The sequence below is a fragment of the Stenotrophomonas sp. 24(2023) genome (assembly GCF_030913365.1).
GTDB lineage: Bacteria > Pseudomonadota > Gammaproteobacteria > Xanthomonadales > Xanthomonadaceae > Stenotrophomonas.
Genome location: NZ_CP133160.1, coordinates 1,535,644 through 1,555,612 on the forward strand (window position 1 = coordinate 1,535,644; position 19,969 = coordinate 1,555,612).

Consider the following 19,969-nt stretch of genomic DNA (forward strand, 5'->3'; position numbering starts at 1 on the left):
ATCCACGCCATGCGTGGATGGATCTCAATCGACATCGAATATTTCGAGAATTCATCGAAAAGCATCCACGCATGCCGTGGATCTACAACAGATCGCGGGAAATCGTCGAAGGCGGGGTGGGTCCGGTTGCGGGGGCGTGAGCGCCATGGATGGCGCGACCGAGCCTACAGGGACGTATTTACGGCGTCCCCCGCAACCGGACCCACCCCGCCATCCCACGGAATGCACGCTTTTGACGTTGACGTTGCCTCAGCAGGTGCAGGGCGCAGCCCTGCAACAAACCCACTCCTCACTCCGGCGGGGTATCGCGTATCAGATGGATGTCGGTCGGGGTGGACAACGCGATGCCACGCTCGGCCAGGATGCCCAGCAGGCTGAAATACAGGTCGCTGCGCGTGGCATACACCTGCCGTGGGCTGGCCACGTAGGCAAAACTGTTCATCGTGATCTGGCCACCGGCGATGTTGTCGATGTACACCGTCGGCGCCGGCTGCGTGAGCACGTTGGCATGCGCGCTGTAGGCATCCAGCAGCGCCTGCCGCAGCGCCGCCACATCGGTGCTGGTGGGCACCGCGAACTGGATCTGGATGCGCCCCTGGTTGTTGCCCATCGTCATGTTGCGGATGGTCTTGGTGATCAGCTCCGAGTTGGGCACGATCAGCGTGGATTTGTCGCCCACCTGGATCTCGGTGGAACGCACGTTGATGCGGCGGATGTCGCCTTCCTGGTCACCCAGCTTCACCCAGTCGCCGATCTTGACCGGCCGCTCGGCCAGCAGGATCAGGCCCGACACGAAGTTCTGCGTGATCGCCTGCAGGCCGAAGCCGATGCCCACCGACAGCGCGCTGACCACCAGCGCCAGCTTCTGGAACCCGATGCCCAGCGTGGCCAGCGCCCACAGCACCGCCAGGATGACCCCCACGTAACGGGCAACGGTACTGATGGAATTGCGCGCGCCCAGGTCCAGCTCGGTCTTGGGCAGGTAGGTATCGGCCAGCCAGTGCTGTACCAGCTGCATCACCGCCAGGCCCACCACCAGCACCAGCACCGCCAGCGCAACACGGCCCGGCTCCAGCGGAATGCCGCCGATGGTGGTGCCATCGGCCAGGGCCTGCATCGAATCCAGCACGGCCCCCAGGTTGCCGAACGGTGCCATCAGGCCCAGCACGGCCAGCACCACCACCGCGATGCGCAGCACCGCCGACAGCAGCACGCCGGCCTGTTCCACCCGCGATACGCTCAGCCCGGTGCTGAGCAGGATGGTCTGGCCAACCCGGCTGTCGGCATTGAGCAGCCACGTGCAGAAGTCATCGACGAACTTCAGCAGCAGGGTGGCCGCCATCACGATCACCCCGCCCCAGACCAGCTGCTGGTTCACGAACTTGGCCAGGTTGAGATAGCCCAGCAGCGTGGCGATGATGGCCGAGACCACGGCGATGTTGCCCGCTACCCGGGCCACCACCATCCAGCCGCTGCGGCGCACCGGCCCGCCCTGCACATGCCCATCGTTGGCGGCCGCTTCCAGCTTGGCCTCGGCCTCGGCGGTCTGCCGCCGGTGCAGGCGCGCCAGGGTCACCAGCATCGCCATGATCAGGCCCAGGTAGGTCAGCGCGATCAGGCCATCCAGGGCGATGGTGCTGACCTCGCTGGTGCGTGCCTCGCGGTCCACCGCCACCAGCACCACGCTCAGCCAGGTCAGCGCGGCCGCGCCCCAGGCGTACTTGCGCAGCTTCCACGCCGCCGTATCGTCCAGGTTGAGCAGGCGCCACGTCGGGCGCTTGGGCACCAGCAGGCAGGCACTGAGTGCCACGATGAACGCGGAGAAGAAGGTGGCGGCCTGGAAATGCTCGGCCACGGTCTGCAGGCGCGGCGGGATCGCAGCGATGCTGTCCAGCGAGGCCACCAGCACCACGGCGGCGAAGCCCGGCAGCAGCGTGCCGACCAGCAGCAGCCACAGCGCCAGCCCGGAACGGCGCAGGCGCCCATCCGGGGCGCGCTCGGAAGCGGCGAAGCGACGGCCCAGCGCGCGCAGGCCCATGCGCAGCGGGAACGCCATCAGCAGCGCGGCCAGCAGGCCCAGCAGCGGCGTGGTCCAGCCGTTGGCCTGGATACCGGCCTGCGCGGTGCGGGTGGCCATCTGGTACAGGCCCGCCACGCGCTCCACATCACCCGGCAGCTGTTCGGCCACCTGTTCCCACAGGCGCGCCGACAACGGCGAAGCCACCTTGTGCAGCAGTTCATCGCTGAACTGCGTGGCCCGCTGCGCGTCGATGTCGGTGGCCAGCTGCTTGCCACTGGTCGCCAGCTGGCCGGCAATCTTGATCTGCGCATCCAGATCGCTGTACTGCTTGTTCAAGGTACGGCGCTGGGTGGTGATCTCACGGCTTTCCGTGGTGCCCTCGGGCACCTCGCCCAGCTGGTCGCGCTGCAGCTTGAGCTGGTCCAGCTTCGGCTGCAGCGCCTTGCCGATGGCATCGGCATCGCGCGCGGCCTGGCTGGCCCGCTCGGACAGCACCTTCAGCGTTTCCGTCGCCTCGGCATCCTGCAGCGACTGCTGCACCTGCTTGAGGGCATCCTCGGCCTGCTGCAGCTGCTCCCTGGGGCTGGGGTCATCCTCGGGCGACTGCGCCAGCGCGGCCAGCGGCGCGGCCAGCAGCAACCAGCTGCACATCAGCAGGCCCAGCCAGGGCCTGCGCATCAGGATCGATCGGAAAGAAGACACGCCCGCCACACCGGTTCACGCGGACCACCGCGCCTGCGCGCGACTATACGGCACGCACCGTAAATAGCAGATGGGCAGCGGCGCGGTGTGCAGCGCCCCCGGTGCGCTCAGTACTTCAGCCGCAGTTCCTCGACCACTGGCTGCAGCTGCCCATACCAGTCCTGGAACTCTTCCTCGGTGATCTCATCGGGCGCATACACCGCGATCGGGTCCCAGGGGTGGTCGGTGGGCAGCGGCTGCCGCGGCCCGGCGCGCAGGCTGTAGCTGACCCCCTGGTAGTCCACCAGCGGCTCGGCCTCGGGCCAGCGTTCACGGGCCACGGTGGCCGCGCTGGTCATCAGGATCACGTGGTACATCGGCACCTCCATCGTCTTCATCGACATTCATTGGATTGGAACACCACCGCGCTGGCACGAGCATAGCGCCGCACCGGTGACAGCCCCGGGACCACCGCAGCGACGCTGCGTTCTGGACGCGGCCATCGCCTGGGCTTCACCCGCCCATGGCGCCGCGCGCGGCAAGGTGCAGACACCCCCACCCTTCCCGTGCACGATGCCCCTTACCGCCGAGCTCAAGACCGTCACCGACCTCAAGCTGCCCCGCTACCTGGGCACCTGGTATGAGATCGCGCGGCTGCCCATGCGCCACGAGCCGGAAGGATGCACCGATGTATCGGCGCACTACCGCCTGCTCGACAACGGCAACGTGCACGTGCACAACCGCTGCCGCATGGACGGCCAGGTGGAGGAAGCCACCGGCGAGGCCTGCGTGGTGGACAACGACAGTGCGCGCCTGGCCGTGAGCTTCCTGCCCAAGGGCCTGCGCTGGCTGCCGTTCACCAAGGGCGACTACTGGGTGATCCAGATCGCCCCGGACTACAGCGTGTCGCTGGTCGGCAGCCCCGACCGCCGTTACCTGTGGCTGCTGTCGCGTACCCCGCAGCTGGATGCCACCGTGCAGGACCATTATCTGGCCGCAGCGCGCCTGCAGGGCTTCGATCTGTCCGAACTGATCCAGACCCCGCATACCGGCCATCCCACGGCCTGAGCCCGCATGGACCTGAAAAGCGGCTACCCCTGGTGGGCGGTACGCAACGGCCTGATCCAGGCCTTCCCGCCGCTGCAGCAGGACCTGCACTGCGAGGTGCTGGTGGTGGGCGGCGGCATCAGTGGCGCACTGGTTGCCGATGAACTGTCCGCGCACGGCCATGACGTGGCGGTGATCGAGCAGCGCGACATCGGCTGGGGCAGCAGCGCGGCCAGCACCGCCCTGCTGCAGTATGAAATCGACACGCACCTGCTGGACCTGGCCGCGCGGCATGGACCGCAGGCGGCCGCGCTGGCCTACCAGGCCTGTGCACAGGCCCTGCCAGCACTGGCCCGCGTGAGTGCCGGCCTGAAGGGCGTGGATTTCAGGCGCATGGACAGCCTGTACCTGGCCAGCGGCCGCCGTGATGCTGCCGTGCTGATGGCCGAAGGCCAGGCCCGCCGCCAGGCCGGCCTGGATGCGCGCTGGCTGGACCGTGCCGCGCTGCAGGCCCGCTTCGATGTCGATGCCGGCGGTGCGCTGCTGACCCGGCAGGCGGCGCGCGTGGACCCGTACTGCCTGACCTACCGCCTGCTGCAGCGGCTGCAGCGCCGTGGCGGCCGCGTGCATGACCGCACCACCGTGCACCACCTGCAGCCCACCACGCGCGGGGTGACGGCGCGCTTGGAAACCGGCGCCACCGTGCGGGCACGCCACGTGGTCATGGCCACCGGTTATGCCGCCCAGCAGTGGCTGCGCCAGCCGGTGGCGCGCAACCGCAGCAGCTATGCCTTCATCACCGACCCCATCGCCCCGGATGTTCTGGGCCCGCTGTCACGGACGATGGTCTGGGAAAGCGCCCGCCCCTACCTGTACCTGCGTGCCACCGGCGAGGGCCGGTTGCTGGTGGGCGGGCTGGATGATGCGCTGGACGTACCGGCCCGCCGCGACCGCCGCGTGCAGCGCAAGGCCGACCGGCTGCTGCGGCAGCTGCGCGGCTGGTTCCCGTGGCTGCAGCCGGTACCGGCGTTTTCCTGGGCCGGCACCTTCGCCGAAACCGCCGACGGCCTGCCGTTCTTCGGCCCGCATCCGCAATGGGGGCCGCGCGTGCACTTCGCCATGGCCTACGGCGGCAATGGCATCACCTATTCCATGATCGGCGCCGGGCTGATACGGGCACGGATCGAGCGGCAACCCCACCCGCTGCAGGACCTGTTCGGGTTCGGGCGGCTGTAGGGGGGCATCCGGGCATGGCCCGGATCTACCACATGCCGGCGGCGACAGGCATCATTCAAGCAACCCCTGCTAGCGTCGGCCTGTACCGCCGCGTGTGGTGCATGCCGTCCCTGCCCGTTGGAGCGCCGTGATGATCCGCCCCCTGACCCTGCTGCTGTGCCTGGCCCTGCCCGGGACCGTACTGGCCCAATCCGCTGCCGGTGCCACTGCGCCGCAGGTGAACGGGCTGGACCTGAACGTGCCGCAGGCGCCGATGCGCTACCTCAACGACCCGGCACTGCAGCAGGACCCGCCGGGCACCTACTACGGCGACAAGAGTGGCCCGCGCGTGCACGACGACGCCAGGATCGCCGACGTGACGGACGACAAGCTGCGGGTGTCCGGCAGCTTCACCACCGGCATCGGCTATGCCAAGAACTACGGCAACACGCACTACAACGCCGCCACGCTGAACCTGAGCAAGAACTACACCACCGATGACGGCAAGACCCACGGGGTGAACGTCAACATCCATGTCAGCGAAGGCAAGGGCCCGGGCTTCTTCGGCCCCTACGGTGGCTACGGCCCCGGCCCGGGCTACTGGGGCCGCGGCGGTGGCTGGGGCAACCCGGCGCCGTTCGGCTGGTAACCCGGGCCGCCGGGTGCCGGCCCACGCCGGCACCGCAGGGCATGGGCCATCAATCCAGCCAGCCGTCGCGCTCGCTGTGCAGGATGCGGCCGTCATAGCCGCTCAGGCGCACCTCGACGCGCTGGTTGCGGGCATTGCGCGCTTCCAGCGACCATGTTGCGCCATCGCGCTCCAGCGAATGGATCTGCGTCAGCCCGTGGGCCTGCGCCCTGGCCAGCACCTGGTCGGTGGGCAACAACGCACGGCCGTTGTGCTCATCGAAGATCTCGCCGGTCTTCGGGTCCACGTAGACCTCGCTGAAGCGGCCATCAGCACGGCTGACATCGGCTTCCCACAGGCCGTCGTCGCGTTCGATTTCATGGATCTGGGTATAGCCGGCCTTGCGCAGCGTCTGTTCAACCTGGGCCAGGCCGAGCGGAGCGGCCTGCGCGGCCGGCGCAACGGCCAGGGCCACCACCGCGGCAAGGGTGAAGGACTTCAACATGGGGGTTCTCCTGTGGGCTGCCGGACCATCCCGGCAACACCACGGTGCCTGTACCGGCTAACAGCCCCTTAGCAGCCGTTGTTAGCCGGCTGTTAGTCGCCGCCGGCACACTCGCCCCATCCCCGCTGCCATGCCGCGATCGACCATGCCCGTCCTTTCCCTGCTGCCGCTGCTGCTGGCCCTGGCCGGCCCCGCCCCCGGCGCCGCACCGGCCCAGGACCCGGCGCAGCAGGTGGCGCGCCGTGCCGTGCAGCAGGGCCGCTACGTGCCGCTGGAAAGCGTGGTGCGCGATGCGCTCAGGCGCCACCCCGGCCAGCTGCTGGAAGTGGAGCTGGATGATGGCGTGTACGAAGTGGAAATCCTGCGCGCTGACGGCGTGGTGGTCGAGCTGGACTATGATGCGCGCAACGGACGATTGCTGAAGACCGAACTGGACGAGGACTGATGCGGATCCTGCTGGCCGAGGACGATGGCGCATTGACGCAGCGGCTGCAGCCGCTGCTGGAGCAGGCCGGCTATGTGGTGACCGCCGCTGCCGACGGCCGCCGGGCCGAGGAGATCGGCCAGATCGACGACCTGCATGCCGCCATCGTCGATCTGGGCCTGCCCGGGCTGGATGGCCTGAGCGTGATCGAGCGCTGGCGTGCCGCCGGGCGCAGCTTCCCGGTGCTGGTGCTGACCGCACGCGCCCGCTGGCACGACAAGCTGGCCGGCTTCGATGCCGGTGCCGACGACTACCTGACCAAGCCCTTCCAGCCGGACGAGCTGATCCTGCGCCTGCGTGCACTGATCCGCCGCAGCGCCGGCCATGCCAGCCCGCGCCTGCAGTGCGGGCCGCTGCAGCTGGACATCAATGCCGGCCAGTTCGATCTGGACGGGCAGCCGCTGGCGCTGAGTCCACAGGAATTCCGCGTGCTGAGCTACTTCATCCACCATGCCGGGCAGGTGATCGGCCGCGACCGCTTGGGCGAGCATGTCTTCGATGGCGGCCACGACCCCGATTCCAATGCGCTGGACGTGCTGCTGGGCCGCGTGCGGCGCAAGCTGGGCCTCGAGCTGATCCACACCGTGCGCGGCCAGGGCTGGCGGCTGGCACCGCCATGAGCCGCCCGCCATCCTTGCGGCGGCGCCTGCTGCTGGTCGGTGGCCTGGGCGTACTGCTGGTCTCGCTGCTGGCCAGCGCGCTGCTGGGCGAACTGTTCAAGCGCAGCGCGCGCGACCAGATCGACAACGCCCTGCAGCAGGACATGCTGACCCTGCTGGCACAGGCCGAGGTGGGCCCCGACGGCCAGCTGCAGCTGCGCCAGGAACCCAACGACGCCCGCTTCCAGCGCGTGTTTTCCGGGGCCTACTGGCAGATTGCCGATGGCAGTGGCACGGTGCTGCTGCAGTCGCGCTCGCTGTGGGACCAGACCCTGACCGCAGCGGCCACCGGCGCGGTCACCCGCGATCTGCCCGGCCCATTGCAGCAAACCCTGCGCGCCCGCGTGCAGCAGGTGCGGCTGCCACGGGCAACGCAACCCTACATCGCCGTGGTGGCCACCGACCGCAGCGCGCTGGACGCCGACGTCAGCGCCTTCCGCCAGCGCACGGCCATCGCGCTGGCCGTGCTGGTGGCGGCGTGGCTGGCCGTGCTGGCCAGCCAGGTGCACTTCGGCCTGCGCCCGCTGCGCGCCCTGGGCCAGCAGCTGGAGCGCATTCGCAGCGGCGATGCCAGCCGCATCGACCGCACCCGGCTGGACCGCGAAATCGCGCCGCTGGCCGATGAGCTGGATGCATTGCTGGACCATCACCAGCGCATGGTCGCGCGCGCGCGCAGCAGCGCCGAAGACCTGGCCCACGCCCTGAAGACACCCTTGAGCGTGCTGGCTGCCGAAGCCCAGGGCGAAGGGCGCAACTGGCGCCTGACCCTGCATGAGCAGGGCGCGCGGATGCGCGCCAGCATCGAACGCTACCTGGCCGCCGGCCTGGCCGTGGACCACCACCAGCGCAGCGAGGTGGCACCGGCGGCAGAAGCCCTGTGCCGGTTGATGACCCGCGTGCATGGCAGCCGTGGCGTGCGCTTCCAGATGGACGTGGCCACCGGGCTGGCCTTCGCCGGCGCCGCCACCGATCTGGAAGAAATGCTGGGCAACCTGCTGGACAACGCAGGCAAATGGGCGCGCAGCGAAGTGCGCCTGCGCGCGCTGGCGATGCAGGACCGTCTGCATATCGAAGTGCGCGACGACGGCCCGGGGCTGGATGCAGCCAAACTGGAGGCCGTACTGCAGCGCGGCGTGCGGCTGGATGAGCGCGTGGAAGGCAGTGGCCTGGGGTTGGCGATTGCCGCGGAAATCGCCGCCAGCCACGGCGGCTCGCTGCGGCTGTCCAATGAGAACCCCGGGTTGCGCGCGCGGCTGGAACTGCCGCTGGGGTGAGGCGGGTGACGGGGTCGCGCGCGCGGGTCGTCGTTACCGCGAACAACCGTCGATCAACAGCCGGCTCTACCTGCCGATCACCATCCCGCATCACAACCGGCATACGTCCCCATCATCGATGGGCAGCCGCCCGCCCCTACCGGTGGTGCATCCACCAGCAATCAATGGCATCGAGCACGATGTGGATCATCAGCCCGATACCGAACAAGCGGGTTTTCTTCGGCACGCACAGGCCGGCATACACGGCGATGGCCGGGGCGGTGTGCAGCGGGTGGAAGCCGATGCTGCAGCGGTTCGGGGCGTAGATCGGGTCGGCCAGCAGGTGGTCCAGGTCGATCACCCAGCCCAGCAGCATCAGCAGCCAGGCCGAGGCAAAACGCTTGCGCCAGAACAGCCCTGCCAGCAACGCGGGCACGGCGGCATGCAGGAACAGGTGGAAGATCGCGCGGGCGCTCATCGCTGCCGGGAGCGCCGGGTCATCCCCGGCGCCCCGCAGTCCCTCAGGCCAGCGGTTCGTCGGACAGGTAGGTGTAGCCGGTCAGGCCGGCTTCCAGCGCCTGCGACAGCTCCTGCGCGCGTTCCGGCGACAGCGCGGCGGCGGCCACGCGCTGCTGGTACACCGCACGCAGCTCGTCCAGCTTGTAGCCCACGTAGTCCAGCATCACATCGGTGGTATCGCCACGGCGCTGCTGGGTGATGGCATAGCCATCGGCATCGGCCAGCACTTCCACCGCGTCGGTATCGCCGAACAGGTTGTGGATGTCGCCCAGGATTTCCTGGTACGCACCGACCATGAAGAAACCGATGCGGTAGCTTTCGCCCGGCTTCATCGCGTGCAGCGGCAGCGAGCTGTCCAGGCTTTCGTTCTCGACGTAGGTTTCCACCATGCCGTCCGAATCGCAGGTCATGTCGGCGATGATGCCGCGGCGGTCGGGCTGCTCGTCCAGGCGCTCGATCGGCACGATCGGGAAGACCTGGTCGATGGCCCACACGTCCGGAATCGATTCGAACACGCTGAAGTTGACGAAGTACTTGTCGACCAGGCGCTCGTTCAGTTCATCCAGCACCGGGCGGTGGCTCTTCTCGTCATAGCTCAGGCGCGCACGCACGCCATGGGCGATGGCATAGAACAGATCGTCGATGCGCGCACGCTGCGGCAGGTCGATCTGGCCCAGCGCGTAGCTGGCCAGGCCTTCGGCATGGAAATGCTGGGCTTCCTGGAACAGCTCGATGGCCGGGCGCTGGTCCAGTTCGTCGTGGATTTCGCGCAGGTGGCGGATCGAGGCCGGTTCGTCGTCGTGCGCATCGGGCACGCGGCCTTCCTGCGCCTGCTCCACTTCGGACACGTTGGCGATCAGCACCGCGTGGTGTGCGGTCATCGCACGGCCACACTCGGTGACGATGCGCGGCGGGGTCAGGCCGTGCTCTTCGCAGGCACTGGCCAGCGGCTGCACGATGTTGCTGGCATACGAATGCAGGCCGTAGTTGATCGAGCAGAAGCTGCGCGAACGGGTGCCTTCGTAGTCCACGCCCAGGCCACCGCCCACGTCCACGTGGGTAATCTTCGCGCCCAGGCGCGAGAGTTCCACGAAGTAGCGGGTGGCTTCGCGCATGCCGTTGGCGATGTCGCGCACGTTGGAGATCTGCGAGCCCATGTGGAAGTGCAGCAGGCTCAGGCAGTCGGCGTACTCGGTGTCACGCAGCGACTTCCACAGGTCCAGCAGCTGGCGTGGGGACAGGCCGAACTTGGCCTTGTCGCCACCACTGTTCTGCCACTTGCCCGCGCCCAGCGAGGCCAGGCGCATGCGCACGCCCAGGCCCGGCTTCACGTCCAGCGCCTTGGCCTCTTCCAGCACCAGCTTCAGCTCGGAGGGCTTCTCGATGACGATGAAGGTCTGCAGGCCCAGCTTGCGGCCGATCAGGGCCAGGCGGATGTACTCGCGGTCCTTGTAGCCGTTGCAGACGATCAGCCCGCCCGGGCGCGACAGCGCCAGCACGGCCATCAGCTCGGGCTTGCTGCCCGCTTCCAGGCCGAAGCCTTCGCCGTGGTGGCTGGCCAGGGTGCCGGCCACGCCGCGGTGCTGGTTGACCTTGATCGGGTAGACCGCGGTGTAGCCGCCGGCGTACTCCCAGTCCTGCTGGGCCTGGGCGAAGGCGGCCTGCAGCTTGCCCAGGCGCTGGCCCAGGATGTCCGGGAAGCGCACCAGCAGCGGCAGCTTGGCACCCGCCGCGCGGGCAGCATCGACCACCTTGGGCAGCGACACCACCGGGCCGTCCGCCCCGGTCGGTCTCACCACCATATGCCCGGCCTGATCCACATCGAAGTAGCCATCCGCCCAATGCGGGATCGAGTAGGTCTTGCGGGCTTGGTCGAGGGACCAATCGGTCATTGCAGTCGGCCTTGTTGGTAATAAAAGGGGGGGCATGATAACGCCTATATGCCGACAGGTCCGTTATCATGCGCGCCCGCGCCCGTGGCAGGTCTGAACCTGAACGGGCCGATCCGTCCGGATGTGGCATCTGTGCCACGCGGCCCCGCCCGCCAGCCCGGCTTTACCCTCCGAACAGGACCCAGAAGGACCCGCTCCATGACTGACAGCAACAACTGGTACATCGAACACTTCGAGCGCACCGGCTCGGCCATCGGCTACCGCATCACCGGCAAGCTGGACGAGGTGCAGTCGCCGTTCCAGAAGATCGAAATCTTCCAGACCACCGACTGGGGCAACCTGATGACCATCGATGGGGCCATCATGCTGACCAGCAAGGACAATTTCTTCTACCACGAGATGATCAGCCACCCGGTGCTGTTCACCCACGCCGCCCCCAAGCGCGTGGTCATCATCGGCGGCGGCGACTGCGGCACCCTGCGCGAAGTGCTCAAGCACACCGGCGTGGAGAGCGTGACCCAGTGCGATATCGACGAGCAGGTCACCGTGATGGCGCGCAAGCACTTCCCGGAACTGTGCGAGTCCAACAACGACCCGCGCGCCGAGCTGCTGTTCGACGACGGCGTGGCCTACATGGCCAACTGCCCGGCCGGCAGCGTGGACGTGGTGATCGTCGATTCGACCGACCCGGTCGGCCCGGGCGAAGGCCTGTTCAACAAGGCCTTCTATGAAAGCTGCTTCAAGGCCCTGAAGGACGACGGCATCCTGGTGCAGCAGTCCGAATCGCCGCTGATGCAGCTGGAACTGATCAACGAGATGCGCACCGAGATGGGCAAGGCCGGCTTCGGTTCGTTCAAGACCCTGCCGTTCCCGCAGCCGTGCTACCCCACCGGCTGGTGGAGCGTCACCCTGGCCCGCAAGGGCGAGAGCGGCTTCGACTTCCGCCAGGCCGATTCGGCCGCCAAGGGCTTTGACACCCTGTACTACACCGCCGCGCTGCACACCGGCGTGCTGGTCACCCCGCCGTTCGTGCAGGCCGCACTGAAGGGTTGATCGGAAAGCGTGCCAACCCCGGTTGGCACCTGCCAAAGCAAAAACCCGCGCTGGCGACAGCGCGGGTTTTTTGTTGTCCGGCAGTGCCGGGCCCTGCCCGGCAGCCGTTCAATCACAGCGCCCAGATACCGGCCACCACCGCCACCACCAGGCCCCACTTGATCAGCTGGTAGGCCAGCCAGCTGCGCTCGCGCAGCGCCTTGGCCTTCAGGCGCACCTTGTACAGGCTGCCGAAGGCCTTGTTGACGCCACCGGTCGGGTCACCCGGCAGGTTCGGCGAAGCGCCACCGGCCAGCAGCGTGGCCGCCACCGCACGGTTGAACAAGCCCGGCAGGCCGAAGTGCAGCGGGCGGGCGATATCGCAGAACAGGATCACCCGGTCCTGGTCGGTTTCATTGTGCGCATGGTGGATGTAGGTCTCATCGAACATCATCCATTCGCCATCGCGCCAGCTCTTCTTCACCCCGTCCACCACGATGTAGCAGCCATCGTCGTTGGGCGTGGTCAGGCCCAGGTGCAGGCGCAGCGAACCGGCGAACGGGTCGCGGTGCGGGCGCAGTTCGCTGCCCGGCGGCAGCTGCGCGAACATCGCCGCGCGCACGTCCGGGATCGATTCGATCAGCGCGGTGGTCTTCGGGCACAGCGCCTTGGCCGACGGGTGCGCCGGGCCGTACCAGCGCAGGTAGAAGCGCTTCCAGCCCCGGCGGAAGAACGAATTGAAGCCGGCATCGTTGAAGCTGCTCGAGGCGGCAATCTTGTCCGCATCGCGCAGGGCCAGCGCCTCATCGCGGATCATCTGCCAGTTCTGGCGCAGCGGCTCCAGCTGCGGGAACTCCTTGCCCGGGTCCAGGAACGGCGTGGTCGGCACCTTGGAAAACAGGTACATCACCACGTTGATGGGCGCCATGAAGCTGGAATGGTCCAGCAGCTGGCGGGCCCAGCGCGCACGGACCTTGCCGCGGAAATGGATGTACAGCACGCAGGCCACGAACAGCGCTGCCAGTACGATTTTGATGATCATCAGCTACCTCCGGCCTGTGCCGGACCAAACGGTGGGGGCGATGCGTGGCCGGGCGGCCAGCACCGATGGCGCGGCAAGGGACGGGGGCGTGCCGAAGGGGGCGGCCGTCGCTGTCGCGGGACAACAGCGTATGGTCGGCAGCGATCCGGCCGGGGTCAAGCACCCTTGCCGGCCTGTTCAGGCTTCTCACCGGCAATGCGACACTGGGGCATGATCGCCCCGCATGATCCCTATCCGCCGTACTGGCGGGCTTACCTGCCCTTCTTCGGCCTGCCGCACGCGCATCCGGCCCCCCACGCTGAAACGGTGCGTGCCGGCGGCTGGACGCTGCCGCTGGACCGGCACGGCCCGGCCGACGCGCCGGTGAGCGTGCTGCTGGTACATGGCGCCGGCGGCTACGGGCGCCTGTTCGCGCCGCTCGCGCAGCGGCTCAGCCGCCACGGCGTGGAAGTGATCGCCCCGGATCTGCCCGGCTACGGCCGCCACCGCGCCCCTTGGACGCAGGTGGACTACGGCGTCTGGCAGCAGGCGCTGCTGGCCCTGATCGACACCGAATACCGCGCCCGGCCCCGGCCCATCGTGCTGCTGGGGGCCAGCATCGGCGGCTTCCTTGCCTACCAGGTGGCGGCCCGCTCGCCGCACGTGCGCGGGCTGGTGGTGACCACCCTGGCCAACCCGTGCGACGCCGCCGTGCAGGCCGCGCTGGTGCGCTATCCCTGGATGCGCCACAGCCTGCCCTGGCTGCGCCCGTTGGCCCGCATCACCCGCGGCCTGCGCGTGCCGGTGCGCTGGTTCACCCACATGCAGCACATGTCGCGCGATGCGGCGCTGTCCGCCGTGGTCTGCGCCGACCCGATGGGCGGCGGCAACCGCGTGCCGGTGGGCCTGCTGGCCTCGCTGTTCGACGCCGACGTGCCCGCCCCGGAAGCCTTCGACCGCTGCCCGGTGCTGCTGGCCCACCCGGCCAACGACGCCTGGACCCCGGTCGCCATCAGCGATCCGTTCTTTGACCGGCTGGCCGCGCCCAAGCGCCGGGTACTGCTGGAAGGCTGCGGCCACTTCCCGATCGAATCCCCCGGGCTCGCGCAGCTGGAGACCGCACTGGCCGATTTCCTCGCGCCGCTGCGGGATAGTGCATCCCGCGCCCAAGTTGTTGATCTTCAACGACCCTGAGATGAAGTGAGACGCCACTGTCCAGCGTTGCGCGACGAACTGTTCCAGTGGCGGCTCCGACAAATCTCCGACAAATCGTGGAATAGCAAACTACCCGGTACTAAAATTAACGGGACAGCAACATTCCCCCCGTAACACCGGTTCGCTTGACGCTTCGCGCCACCCACCGGGTCAGCCAGAGAACGTCATGACCCTGCTCACCTCCCCCCTTCCCCCCTGTGGCGGCGACGCCATGGCACCGCAACTGCTCAAGCGCGGCGAGCGCTTCCTGGCCCCGGATGTGTACCGCACCTGCCTGGACGGGCAGCTGGCGGTGGTCAAGGACTATTCCCGCTACCGCGGCACGCCGGCGGCGCTGATCGCGCGGCTGATGGTGCGCCGCGAGGCCCGCATGCTGGCCCGGCTGGGCGGCTGGAAGCACGCCCCGGCGCTGCTGGGCACGCTGGGCGGACTGGCCGTGGGCATGGAATTCATTCCCGGCGAAACGCTGACCAGCGCCCAGGCCGTCAGCGGTGAAGTGTTCGAGCAGCTGCAGCGCGCCCTGGGCCGCCTGCATGCCGCCGGCATCACCCACAACGACCTGCACGGCACCAACGTGGTCGTGAGCGCCGGTGTCCCCGTGCTGCTGGATTTCACCTCGGCCTGGCGCGTGCCGCGCTGGCTGCGCCACAACCCGGTCACCCGGCAGCTGCGCCGCAGCGACATGAAGAACCTGCTGAAGATGCGCCAGCGCGTGACCGGCCAGGCACCGAGCGCCGCGCAGGCCGCCCTGGTGGCCGACCCCGGCTGGGTGGCCGCCGTGCGCCAGGGCTGGAAACGGTTCTATCGGTGGGCGAAGCGGCGGTAAGCGCTGGGTTGCAGGTGCCGCCTGCGCCTGCCGCGCTTACAGCGCGTCAGCGTCCAGTTCACCGGTGCGGATACGCACCACGCTGCCCAGGTCGTACACGAACACCTTGCCATCGCCGATCTTGCCGGTGCCGGCGGCCTTGACGATGGCTTCCACCACCGCCTCCACCTGGTCATCGGTCACGGCCACTTCCAGCTTCACCTTGGGCAGGAAATCGACCACGTATTCGGCGCCGCGGTACAGCTCGGTATGGCCCTTCTGCCGCCCGAAGCCCTTCACCTCGGTCACCGTGATGCCGGTAACCCCGCGCTCGGCCAGCGCTTCGCGCACGTCGTCGAGCTTGAACGGCTTGATCACCGCCATGACCATCTTCATCGTCGATCCTCCTGTGTTCCGGTGGCGAGGATAGCGCCTGAACGGGCGCCATGCGAAACCGGACCACGCTGTCACTGGCCGGGGGCCGGCAGTATCCTTGGCGCATTGTCCCCCCACGGCCCTCAGGCCAGCCCCGCGCCGGATGCGCAGGCCCACCTCCCACGGAGTCGTCCGCATGATCGACCTCAACCAACTTGATGACCTGGCCCGTCGCCTGAGCGACCTGGTGCCGCCGGGGCTGCGCGAATCGCGCGAAGAACTGCAGGCCACCTTCAAGAGCGCCCTGCAGGCCGGGCTGACCAAGCTGGACCTGGTGACCCGCGAGGAATTCGAAGTGCAGCGCGCCGTGCTGCTGAAGACCCGCGAGAAGCTGGATGCGCTGGAGCAGGCCGTGGCAGCACTGGAAGGCCGCGGCAACAGCGCTGCCTGAGCGTGCTGCGCACCCTGCGCACTGCACTGGATTCCCGTTTCGGCCGCCGCTGGGCGGCCATCATCGTGTTCGCCACCACCGTGCTGCTGGTGGCCAACCCTGAACTGCTGTCGCTGATGCTGCTGGTCAACCTGATCGGCGTGGATATGTTCGTGCTGCTGATCGGCCTGCAGCTGCAGCAGCAATGGTGGGCGATCCGTGCGGGGGTGCTGGCGCCGGTTTGGGTGCGGGCCAGGCGGTGGGTGCGGGGCGGTTAGGCGGAATGTTTGCCCTGGACGCGATTCTGGAATCAAGCCGGTTCAAAAAGCGAGTTCGCCTTGAATGAACTATCAGGCACCGGCATGGCGTTGTATCTCCGTGCGTGATTGAAGCGCTGTGCCGCAGAACGGGCAGTACATGACAGCTTGATCAAACCATCCGATACCTTGGTCAGTGTTGATGTATCCGACTGCCAAGTACAGGACGCCGTTGTCCTCAACACGCAGCAACTTCTCTGGCGGAGATGTCATTGCATTGCTCATATCGCTGCAGCAGCTTCCAAAGCTCGACATGGAATCTTCCTAGAGACTGACGCCTAACGTGAGCCATGCTGCGCGGCATCGGACCGAGTGAGTTGTTATACCAACCTGCTCAAAAATTCTACAAAATCTAGCATGGATGGTGTCGTGCTTGTTGGTTTAGCTCCCTGCTCCGCCGACATCCGCTTCCGGCCAGAAGCGGCCATGCCTGCGTGAATTCATTGGGACATCCCAAGTGCACGCTAGGATGCGCCCAAAATATCCAAGACTCCCACGCGATCTCAACCAAGCTGCGGTACCTGAGGCGGGGAAAGCATCAGCACGATGTTCGACAACCATCCGCGCATCTGCCGGCAGGATCAAACGTCGCCAAGCATGTGGGCATCCATTGCAGGCACGACTACGTCGGTCAGCCACGCTTCACCCTGTTAGATCCCCACTTGGCTCCAGAAGGAGCGTAGAGATTCAGTTCTGCCGTCAGCAGCGCTGGAACATCATCGACAGCTCCAAACGGACCAGCGAGATTACAAGCAAGCTGCTACGTTTGGTGATTCATTCGGAATAAGTCACGCGCCAAGCTCCTTGCGGTCAATGTTCTGTTCCGCCTTGACCAACTCGTAGAGTAAGCCGATCAGTGGAGTCAGCACCTGCTTGTCGTTTTTCAGTGCTTGAGTCACCAGATCCGTATGTGAAGAAGTGAACCTGGAACTGTTCTCAATGCCAGGCTCCCGTGTACGCCTGCATCGCGCGAAAGCATGCAGGCGGCAGGCCCGGACCAGCGCGTCTCAGCGAACCGATGCTTGCGGAGCTGCACCAAGCCTCTGGCAATAGGCAGCCGAATCAATGCTCCATCAGCGACTTCAACCGCTTACGATGTGCTCTCAGTTGTCTGCCAATGACGTTCGATCCTGTCTTGCGCGCCGCCATTTTTGCGTATTTAAGGAAGCTCCGGCCATTCTTGGGCGCGTGCTCGGAATAACGATTTAAGAGATTCTTGCGCCGCTGCACGAGTAGAGCGACGCCTCCGTCGCTTGTCTTGGCATCCCGAAACTGTTTAACCCCTCTTCGCATCTTGACGTAGAAGCGGGAGACACCTGAGGCTCGCAGAAAAACTTCGATGCCGTCATAGGTGAGGCCTAGATACGGAAGTGGCACGGCCCCTTTTCCTGCATCAAAATGACTTTTGACCGTCTTAGCGCCTTGAATTGTAAGCGCCAGTGCAGCCAACTCTGATTCAACCAACTTGCAGATAGCTCCAACATCCGCACCGGGCACAACTACCAAGATGTCGTCGCAATACCTTCGGTATATCCCTCCGAGATCTTCAATCGCCGTTTTTATTTTTTCGTCGAAGGGGAGCATGTAGATATTTGATAGGGCAGCGCTGATTGGCGACCCTTGAGGTATTCCTCGATCTTTCGAGTTCACTTCGATCAGATTTCCACCACGGATAGCATTTCGGAATGCGGCGGCGTCACATAGCCGATCAAGACGCCCTAGGCTTGTGCGACTCAAGTTAAGCGCCTTTCTTGCGGCTATAAGCTCGACTGAGGCGTGCCTAGTCAAGGACTTGAACACCGCAAAGTGGTCACCAGGCAAGCTTTGGAAGCCCATCAAAGATGCCCACTGATCCCGAAGCAGCCGGTGATTCAATGACCCAAAAAAGTCCCTGACGTCAAATCCGAGTGCAGTACACGGGCGATGGCAATCGATCCACTCAAACGCTTCTTGCGCGAAATCGACATTGGACTTCTTGAGTGCACGAAAGGCGATGACGTTCTCGCTGAGGCCTCGAGCCTTCAGCTCAACCTCTAGACGCTCCGTCAAGAGAAAGTTGTAGTAGGCGTAAATCGCGGCATCCGCATGAGCCGCGTACCTTATGTCCCGGATCTTCTTGCTTTTCTTTACTAAGCCGGGTCCGATCCGCTTGAACTTGTTCCTGACATTGTCATGGCGGATGAAGGGATAAAAAGAGTGCCGTCTAACAGACTCCGGGTCACACACCAGCTGCTTGCACGCTGAGCGAGGAAGAGGGGTGTCGAAGTGCACGTACTTCCTGAGCACATATGCAGCTTCGAGAGCTGACTTTGGGATTTCCTTACCCATGCTGAACTGACCAGTTTTCTACAGGGCGGGGCAGGCTGCGGCGACCTTTACCCCCCCTGGTTGGTACTGCACAGGTTCCATCTATGGAGACCCTACCCACGCGGCCGGTAACCGCGCTTAACCGCATAGACACAAGATTGTTGTGTAGCCACGTTTCGGAGGAACTTATGATCACGATTGCGGTCGAACTGATGTCGAGCCTTGTCGCTCACCTCGTCCGGGTGGCGGTCGCAGCATGCTGCGGTCGCCCTCCTGGCGTGCTAAGCACTCCCCCATTCCCCAAAACCGAATGGGCGTCACATTTTTAGCACTTCATCGACTGGGAATCAACTAGCCGCTTATGGATTCACCAAGGTAAGGCTTCGACCGAGACCCTCATACTGTGGCATGAGGCCAGCTTGGCAGCGTTCCCCCAAGTCTCACGGACACTGACGAGGAGCCTGAACCAGGTCATGGGCAGTTGCTTGTAGCTCTTCGTGAGTGGCTTCTTGGGGTCGAAAGCGGAGAATAGCCCCGGACCAAGCGTCAACGCAGTGCTGATGTCTGCTCCCGCCCCAAAGCAGACATACAGCCGCTACCAACAGCCCCTGCACAGACTTGTCGCAATCTGCTCGCCGTCAGCCCCTGACCCGCAATCTGCTGCCCCCACCCCAAAAACACCGAACGCCTTACCAGCCATACCTCTGCCCCACCCTTCCCCTATGAGACAATTACGAAAACGTCTCGGGTTGTGGCGGCATTGGCCCCTTTCCCTTGGCATTTCACACAACAGCAGGTAATCGTTACTACGCCACCGGAAACGGGTGGCCGGGCCTCGAAAACCCGCTGTTGTGATGATGTTTACGCTTACCAGCCGGCACCGCCTTGCGTGGTGCCGGCTGGTAATCCGTCTGCCGGCTATGGCGGGCGGTGCGTGGGGGCTTCGGCCCGCCGGGGATCATCACACGCCGGTTTTCGAGCCACGCATCGTCCGCCACCTTTACCGGTGGCGGCTTCTGCCTGTCTGCACGGAGCTGCCATGAACAAGCCACATTCCCCCTCCCCGCGCCACATCCAGGAAGCGCCCGGGCCCGAGTCCACCGTGGACCCCAACAGCCTCGTCGCCATCCTGCACAGCATTGGTGGCGGCGTCGCATCCGATGGACAGCCCTGGCCCGAGCGCCACCAGCTGCGTGGCCGGCAGATGGCCATGGCCGATGCCGACTGCGCCCTCACCGGCCAGCGCATCGTGCAGGAGTTGCTGCTGGCGGCCGAACGCGCGCACCAGAACGGCGACCCCGACCAGTACGTGGGCGACCGCGTGATGGAAGGCCTGGCGATGGCATCGCTGGCACTCACCACCTTCATCCAGGAACGGATGCGCCCACAGGGTTGATCGCGTGTGGGGATGGCGCGGTGGTTGCCCGCAGGGTGGCGGGTGATGCGGCGTCATCCCGCGCTGGCGGCGTGGGCCGGTGCCGTGGGGTGGCGCCGGCCCACACCGGCATTGAGGGGGATGGGTGATGTGGGCAGGGCGTGGCCGAAGGCCGCGTGAACGCCCGCC

Annotated in this window: 20 protein-coding genes; 12 read left to right on the forward strand and 8 right to left on the reverse strand. The window is 66.3% G+C overall.

What is annotated here, in order from left to right; genetic code table 11:
• Positions 1–289: 289 nt before the first annotated feature.
• Together Q9R17_RS06820 and Q9R17_RS06825 are read right to left on the reverse strand one after the other, a co-directional pair.
• Entirely contained in the window at positions 290–2,698 is a 2,409-nt protein-coding gene (locus tag Q9R17_RS06820; protein ID WP_308158298.1) for a DUF3772 domain-containing protein, read from the reverse strand.
• Between the two features lie 131 nt (positions 2,699–2,829).
• On the reverse strand, positions 2,830–3,078 hold the full coding sequence (locus tag Q9R17_RS06825; protein WP_308158299.1) for a hypothetical protein: 249 nt from the start codon (positions 3,076–3,078) through the stop codon (positions 2,830–2,832).
• Positions 3,079–3,274: 196 nt separating this feature from the next.
• On the opposite strand from Q9R17_RS06825, the gene Q9R17_RS06830 reads away from it, so the two are divergent.
• From Q9R17_RS06830 to Q9R17_RS06840, 3 genes are all read left to right on the forward strand, one after another.
• The gene (locus tag Q9R17_RS06830; RefSeq protein WP_308157670.1) at positions 3,275–3,769 is read left to right on the forward strand and encodes a lipocalin family protein; all 495 of its coding nucleotides are present in this window, start codon (positions 3,275–3,277) and stop codon (positions 3,767–3,769) included.
• A gap of 6 nt (positions 3,770–3,775) precedes the next feature.
• Positions 3,776–4,984, forward strand: a complete 1,209-nt coding sequence (locus Q9R17_RS06835) for an FAD-dependent oxidoreductase (protein WP_308157671.1) — start codon at positions 3,776–3,778, stop codon at positions 4,982–4,984.
• Positions 4,985–5,114: 130 nt separating this feature from the next.
• The gene (locus tag Q9R17_RS06840; RefSeq protein ID WP_308157672.1) at positions 5,115–5,612 is read left to right on the forward strand and encodes a hypothetical protein; all 498 of its coding nucleotides are present in this window, start codon (positions 5,115–5,117) and stop codon (positions 5,610–5,612) included.
• Positions 5,613–5,661: 49 nt separating this feature from the next.
• Here Q9R17_RS06840 and Q9R17_RS06845 read toward each other — a convergent pair whose 3' ends face one another.
• The gene (locus Q9R17_RS06845) at positions 5,662–6,096 is read right to left on the reverse strand and encodes a PepSY domain-containing protein (protein ID WP_308157673.1); all 435 of its coding nucleotides are present in this window, start codon (positions 6,094–6,096) and stop codon (positions 5,662–5,664) included.
• A 145-nt stretch (positions 6,097–6,241) separates the two neighbouring features.
• Between Q9R17_RS06845 and Q9R17_RS06850 the strand changes: the two genes are divergently transcribed.
• Genes Q9R17_RS06850 through Q9R17_RS06860 form a run of 3 tightly spaced genes read left to right on the forward strand, consistent with a single transcriptional unit; the run spans position 6,242 to position 8,513 of the window.
• Complete coding sequence (locus tag Q9R17_RS06850) at positions 6,242–6,541, forward strand: PepSY domain-containing protein (protein ID WP_308157674.1); 300 nt, start codon at positions 6,242–6,244, stop codon at positions 6,539–6,541.
• On the forward strand, positions 6,541–7,200 hold the full coding sequence (locus Q9R17_RS06855; protein ID WP_308157675.1) for a response regulator transcription factor: 660 nt from the start codon (positions 6,541–6,543) through the stop codon (positions 7,198–7,200). Before Q9R17_RS06850 ends, Q9R17_RS06855 begins: the two co-directional genes overlap by 1 nt.
• Positions 7,197–8,513 carry an ATP-binding protein gene (locus Q9R17_RS06860; RefSeq protein ID WP_308157676.1) on the forward strand — a complete coding sequence of 439 codons (1,317 nt, stop codon included), beginning with the start codon at positions 7,197–7,199 and terminating at the stop codon, positions 8,511–8,513. The genes Q9R17_RS06855 and Q9R17_RS06860 overlap by 4 nt, the downstream gene beginning before the upstream one ends.
• Positions 8,514–8,649: 136 nt before the next feature.
• Here the strand turns inward: Q9R17_RS06860 and Q9R17_RS06865 are convergent, their stop codons facing one another.
• A complete protein-coding gene (locus Q9R17_RS06865) occupies positions 8,650–8,970 on the reverse strand; it encodes a DUF6122 family protein (protein WP_308157677.1) in 321 nt (106 codons plus the stop codon).
• A 43-nt stretch (positions 8,971–9,013) separates the two neighbouring features.
• Positions 9,014–10,903, reverse strand: coding sequence for an arginine decarboxylase (speA, locus tag Q9R17_RS06870; RefSeq protein WP_308157678.1), 1,890 nt, complete (start codon positions 10,901–10,903; stop codon positions 9,014–9,016).
• Positions 10,904–11,101: 198 nt separating this feature from the next.
• Between speA and speE the strand changes: the two genes are divergently transcribed.
• Entirely contained in the window at positions 11,102–11,956 is an 855-nt protein-coding gene (gene speE, locus Q9R17_RS06875; protein WP_308157679.1) for a polyamine aminopropyltransferase, read from the forward strand.
• Positions 11,957–12,068: 112 nt separating this feature from the next.
• On the opposite strand, the gene Q9R17_RS06880 is transcribed toward speE, so the two are convergent.
• A complete protein-coding gene (locus Q9R17_RS06880; RefSeq protein WP_308158300.1) occupies positions 12,069–12,974 on the reverse strand; it encodes an aspartyl/asparaginyl beta-hydroxylase domain-containing protein in 906 nt (301 codons plus the stop codon).
• A gap of 213 nt (positions 12,975–13,187) precedes the next feature.
• Here Q9R17_RS06880 and Q9R17_RS06885 point away from each other — a divergent pair, with 213 nt between their 5' ends.
• Both Q9R17_RS06885 and Q9R17_RS06890 read left to right on the forward strand, forming a co-directional pair.
• The gene (locus tag Q9R17_RS06885; protein WP_308157680.1) at positions 13,188–14,150 is read left to right on the forward strand and encodes an alpha/beta hydrolase; all 963 of its coding nucleotides are present in this window, start codon (positions 13,188–13,190) and stop codon (positions 14,148–14,150) included.
• A gap of 187 nt (positions 14,151–14,337) precedes the next feature.
• Positions 14,338–14,997 carry an RIO1 family regulatory kinase/ATPase gene (locus Q9R17_RS06890; RefSeq protein ID WP_308157681.1) on the forward strand — a complete coding sequence of 220 codons (660 nt, stop codon included), beginning with the start codon at positions 14,338–14,340 and terminating at the stop codon, positions 14,995–14,997.
• Positions 14,998–15,033: 36 nt separating this feature from the next.
• Here the strand turns inward: Q9R17_RS06890 and Q9R17_RS06895 are convergent, their stop codons facing one another.
• Complete coding sequence (locus tag Q9R17_RS06895) at positions 15,034–15,372, reverse strand: P-II family nitrogen regulator (RefSeq protein ID WP_005411374.1); 339 nt, start codon at positions 15,370–15,372, stop codon at positions 15,034–15,036.
• A gap of 175 nt (positions 15,373–15,547) precedes the next feature.
• Here Q9R17_RS06895 and Q9R17_RS06900 point away from each other — a divergent pair, with 175 nt between their 5' ends.
• Positions 15,548–15,802 carry an accessory factor UbiK family protein gene (locus Q9R17_RS06900; RefSeq protein ID WP_308157682.1) on the forward strand — a complete coding sequence of 85 codons (255 nt, stop codon included), beginning with the start codon at positions 15,548–15,550 and terminating at the stop codon, positions 15,800–15,802.
• Between the two features lie 2 nt (positions 15,803–15,804).
• A complete protein-coding gene (locus tag Q9R17_RS06905; RefSeq protein WP_308157683.1) occupies positions 15,805–16,059 on the forward strand; it encodes a hypothetical protein in 255 nt (84 codons plus the stop codon).
• Positions 16,060–17,160: 1,101 nt separating this feature from the next.
• Here Q9R17_RS06905 and drt2 read toward each other — a convergent pair.
• Positions 17,161–18,426, reverse strand: coding sequence for an antiviral reverse transcriptase Drt2 (drt2, locus tag Q9R17_RS06910; RefSeq protein ID WP_308157684.1), 1,266 nt, complete (start codon positions 18,424–18,426; stop codon positions 17,161–17,163).
• Positions 18,427–19,444: 1,018 nt separating this feature from the next.
• Here drt2 and Q9R17_RS06915 point away from each other — a divergent pair.
• Positions 19,445–19,801 carry a hypothetical protein gene (locus Q9R17_RS06915; protein ID WP_308157685.1) on the forward strand — a complete coding sequence of 119 codons (357 nt, stop codon included), beginning with the start codon at positions 19,445–19,447 and terminating at the stop codon, positions 19,799–19,801.
• Positions 19,802–19,969 lie beyond the last annotated feature (168 nt).

Excerpts from the sequence above, each read along its gene's own strand:
- Q9R17_RS06820 (WP_308158298.1), bottom strand. The coding sequence starts at position 2,698 with ATGCGCAGGCCCTGGCTGGGCCTGCTGATGTGCAGCTGGTTGCTGCTG.
- Q9R17_RS06825 (WP_308158299.1), bottom strand. The coding sequence starts at position 3,078 with ATGTACCACGTGATCCTGATGACCAGCGCGGCCACCGTGGCCCGTGAA.
- Q9R17_RS06830 (WP_308157670.1), top strand. The coding sequence starts at position 3,275 with ATGCCCCTTACCGCCGAGCTCAAGACCGTCACCGACCTCAAGCTGCCC.
- Q9R17_RS06835 (WP_308157671.1), top strand. The coding sequence starts at position 3,776 with ATGGACCTGAAAAGCGGCTACCCCTGGTGGGCGGTACGCAACGGCCTG.
- Q9R17_RS06840 (WP_308157672.1), top strand. The coding sequence starts at position 5,115 with ATGATCCGCCCCCTGACCCTGCTGCTGTGCCTGGCCCTGCCCGGGACC.
- Q9R17_RS06845 (WP_308157673.1), bottom strand. The coding sequence starts at position 6,096 with ATGTTGAAGTCCTTCACCCTTGCCGCGGTGGTGGCCCTGGCCGTTGCG.
- Q9R17_RS06850 (WP_308157674.1), top strand. The coding sequence starts at position 6,242 with ATGCCCGTCCTTTCCCTGCTGCCGCTGCTGCTGGCCCTGGCCGGCCCC.
- Q9R17_RS06855 (WP_308157675.1), top strand. The coding sequence starts at position 6,541 with ATGCGGATCCTGCTGGCCGAGGACGATGGCGCATTGACGCAGCGGCTG.
- Q9R17_RS06860 (WP_308157676.1), top strand. The coding sequence starts at position 7,197 with ATGAGCCGCCCGCCATCCTTGCGGCGGCGCCTGCTGCTGGTCGGTGGC.
- Q9R17_RS06865 (WP_308157677.1), bottom strand. The coding sequence starts at position 8,970 with ATGAGCGCCCGCGCGATCTTCCACCTGTTCCTGCATGCCGCCGTGCCC.
- speA (WP_308157678.1), bottom strand. The coding sequence starts at position 10,903 with ATGACCGATTGGTCCCTCGACCAAGCCCGCAAGACCTACTCGATCCCG.
- speE (WP_308157679.1), top strand. The coding sequence starts at position 11,102 with ATGACTGACAGCAACAACTGGTACATCGAACACTTCGAGCGCACCGGC.
- Q9R17_RS06885 (WP_308157680.1), top strand. The coding sequence starts at position 13,188 with ATGATCGCCCCGCATGATCCCTATCCGCCGTACTGGCGGGCTTACCTG.
- Q9R17_RS06890 (WP_308157681.1), top strand. The coding sequence starts at position 14,338 with ATGACCCTGCTCACCTCCCCCCTTCCCCCCTGTGGCGGCGACGCCATG.
- Q9R17_RS06895 (WP_005411374.1), bottom strand. The coding sequence starts at position 15,372 with ATGAAGATGGTCATGGCGGTGATCAAGCCGTTCAAGCTCGACGACGTG.
- Q9R17_RS06900 (WP_308157682.1), top strand. The coding sequence starts at position 15,548 with ATGATCGACCTCAACCAACTTGATGACCTGGCCCGTCGCCTGAGCGAC.
- drt2 (WP_308157684.1), bottom strand. The coding sequence starts at position 18,426 with ATGGGTAAGGAAATCCCAAAGTCAGCTCTCGAAGCTGCATATGTGCTC.
- Q9R17_RS06915 (WP_308157685.1), top strand. The coding sequence starts at position 19,445 with ATGAACAAGCCACATTCCCCCTCCCCGCGCCACATCCAGGAAGCGCCC.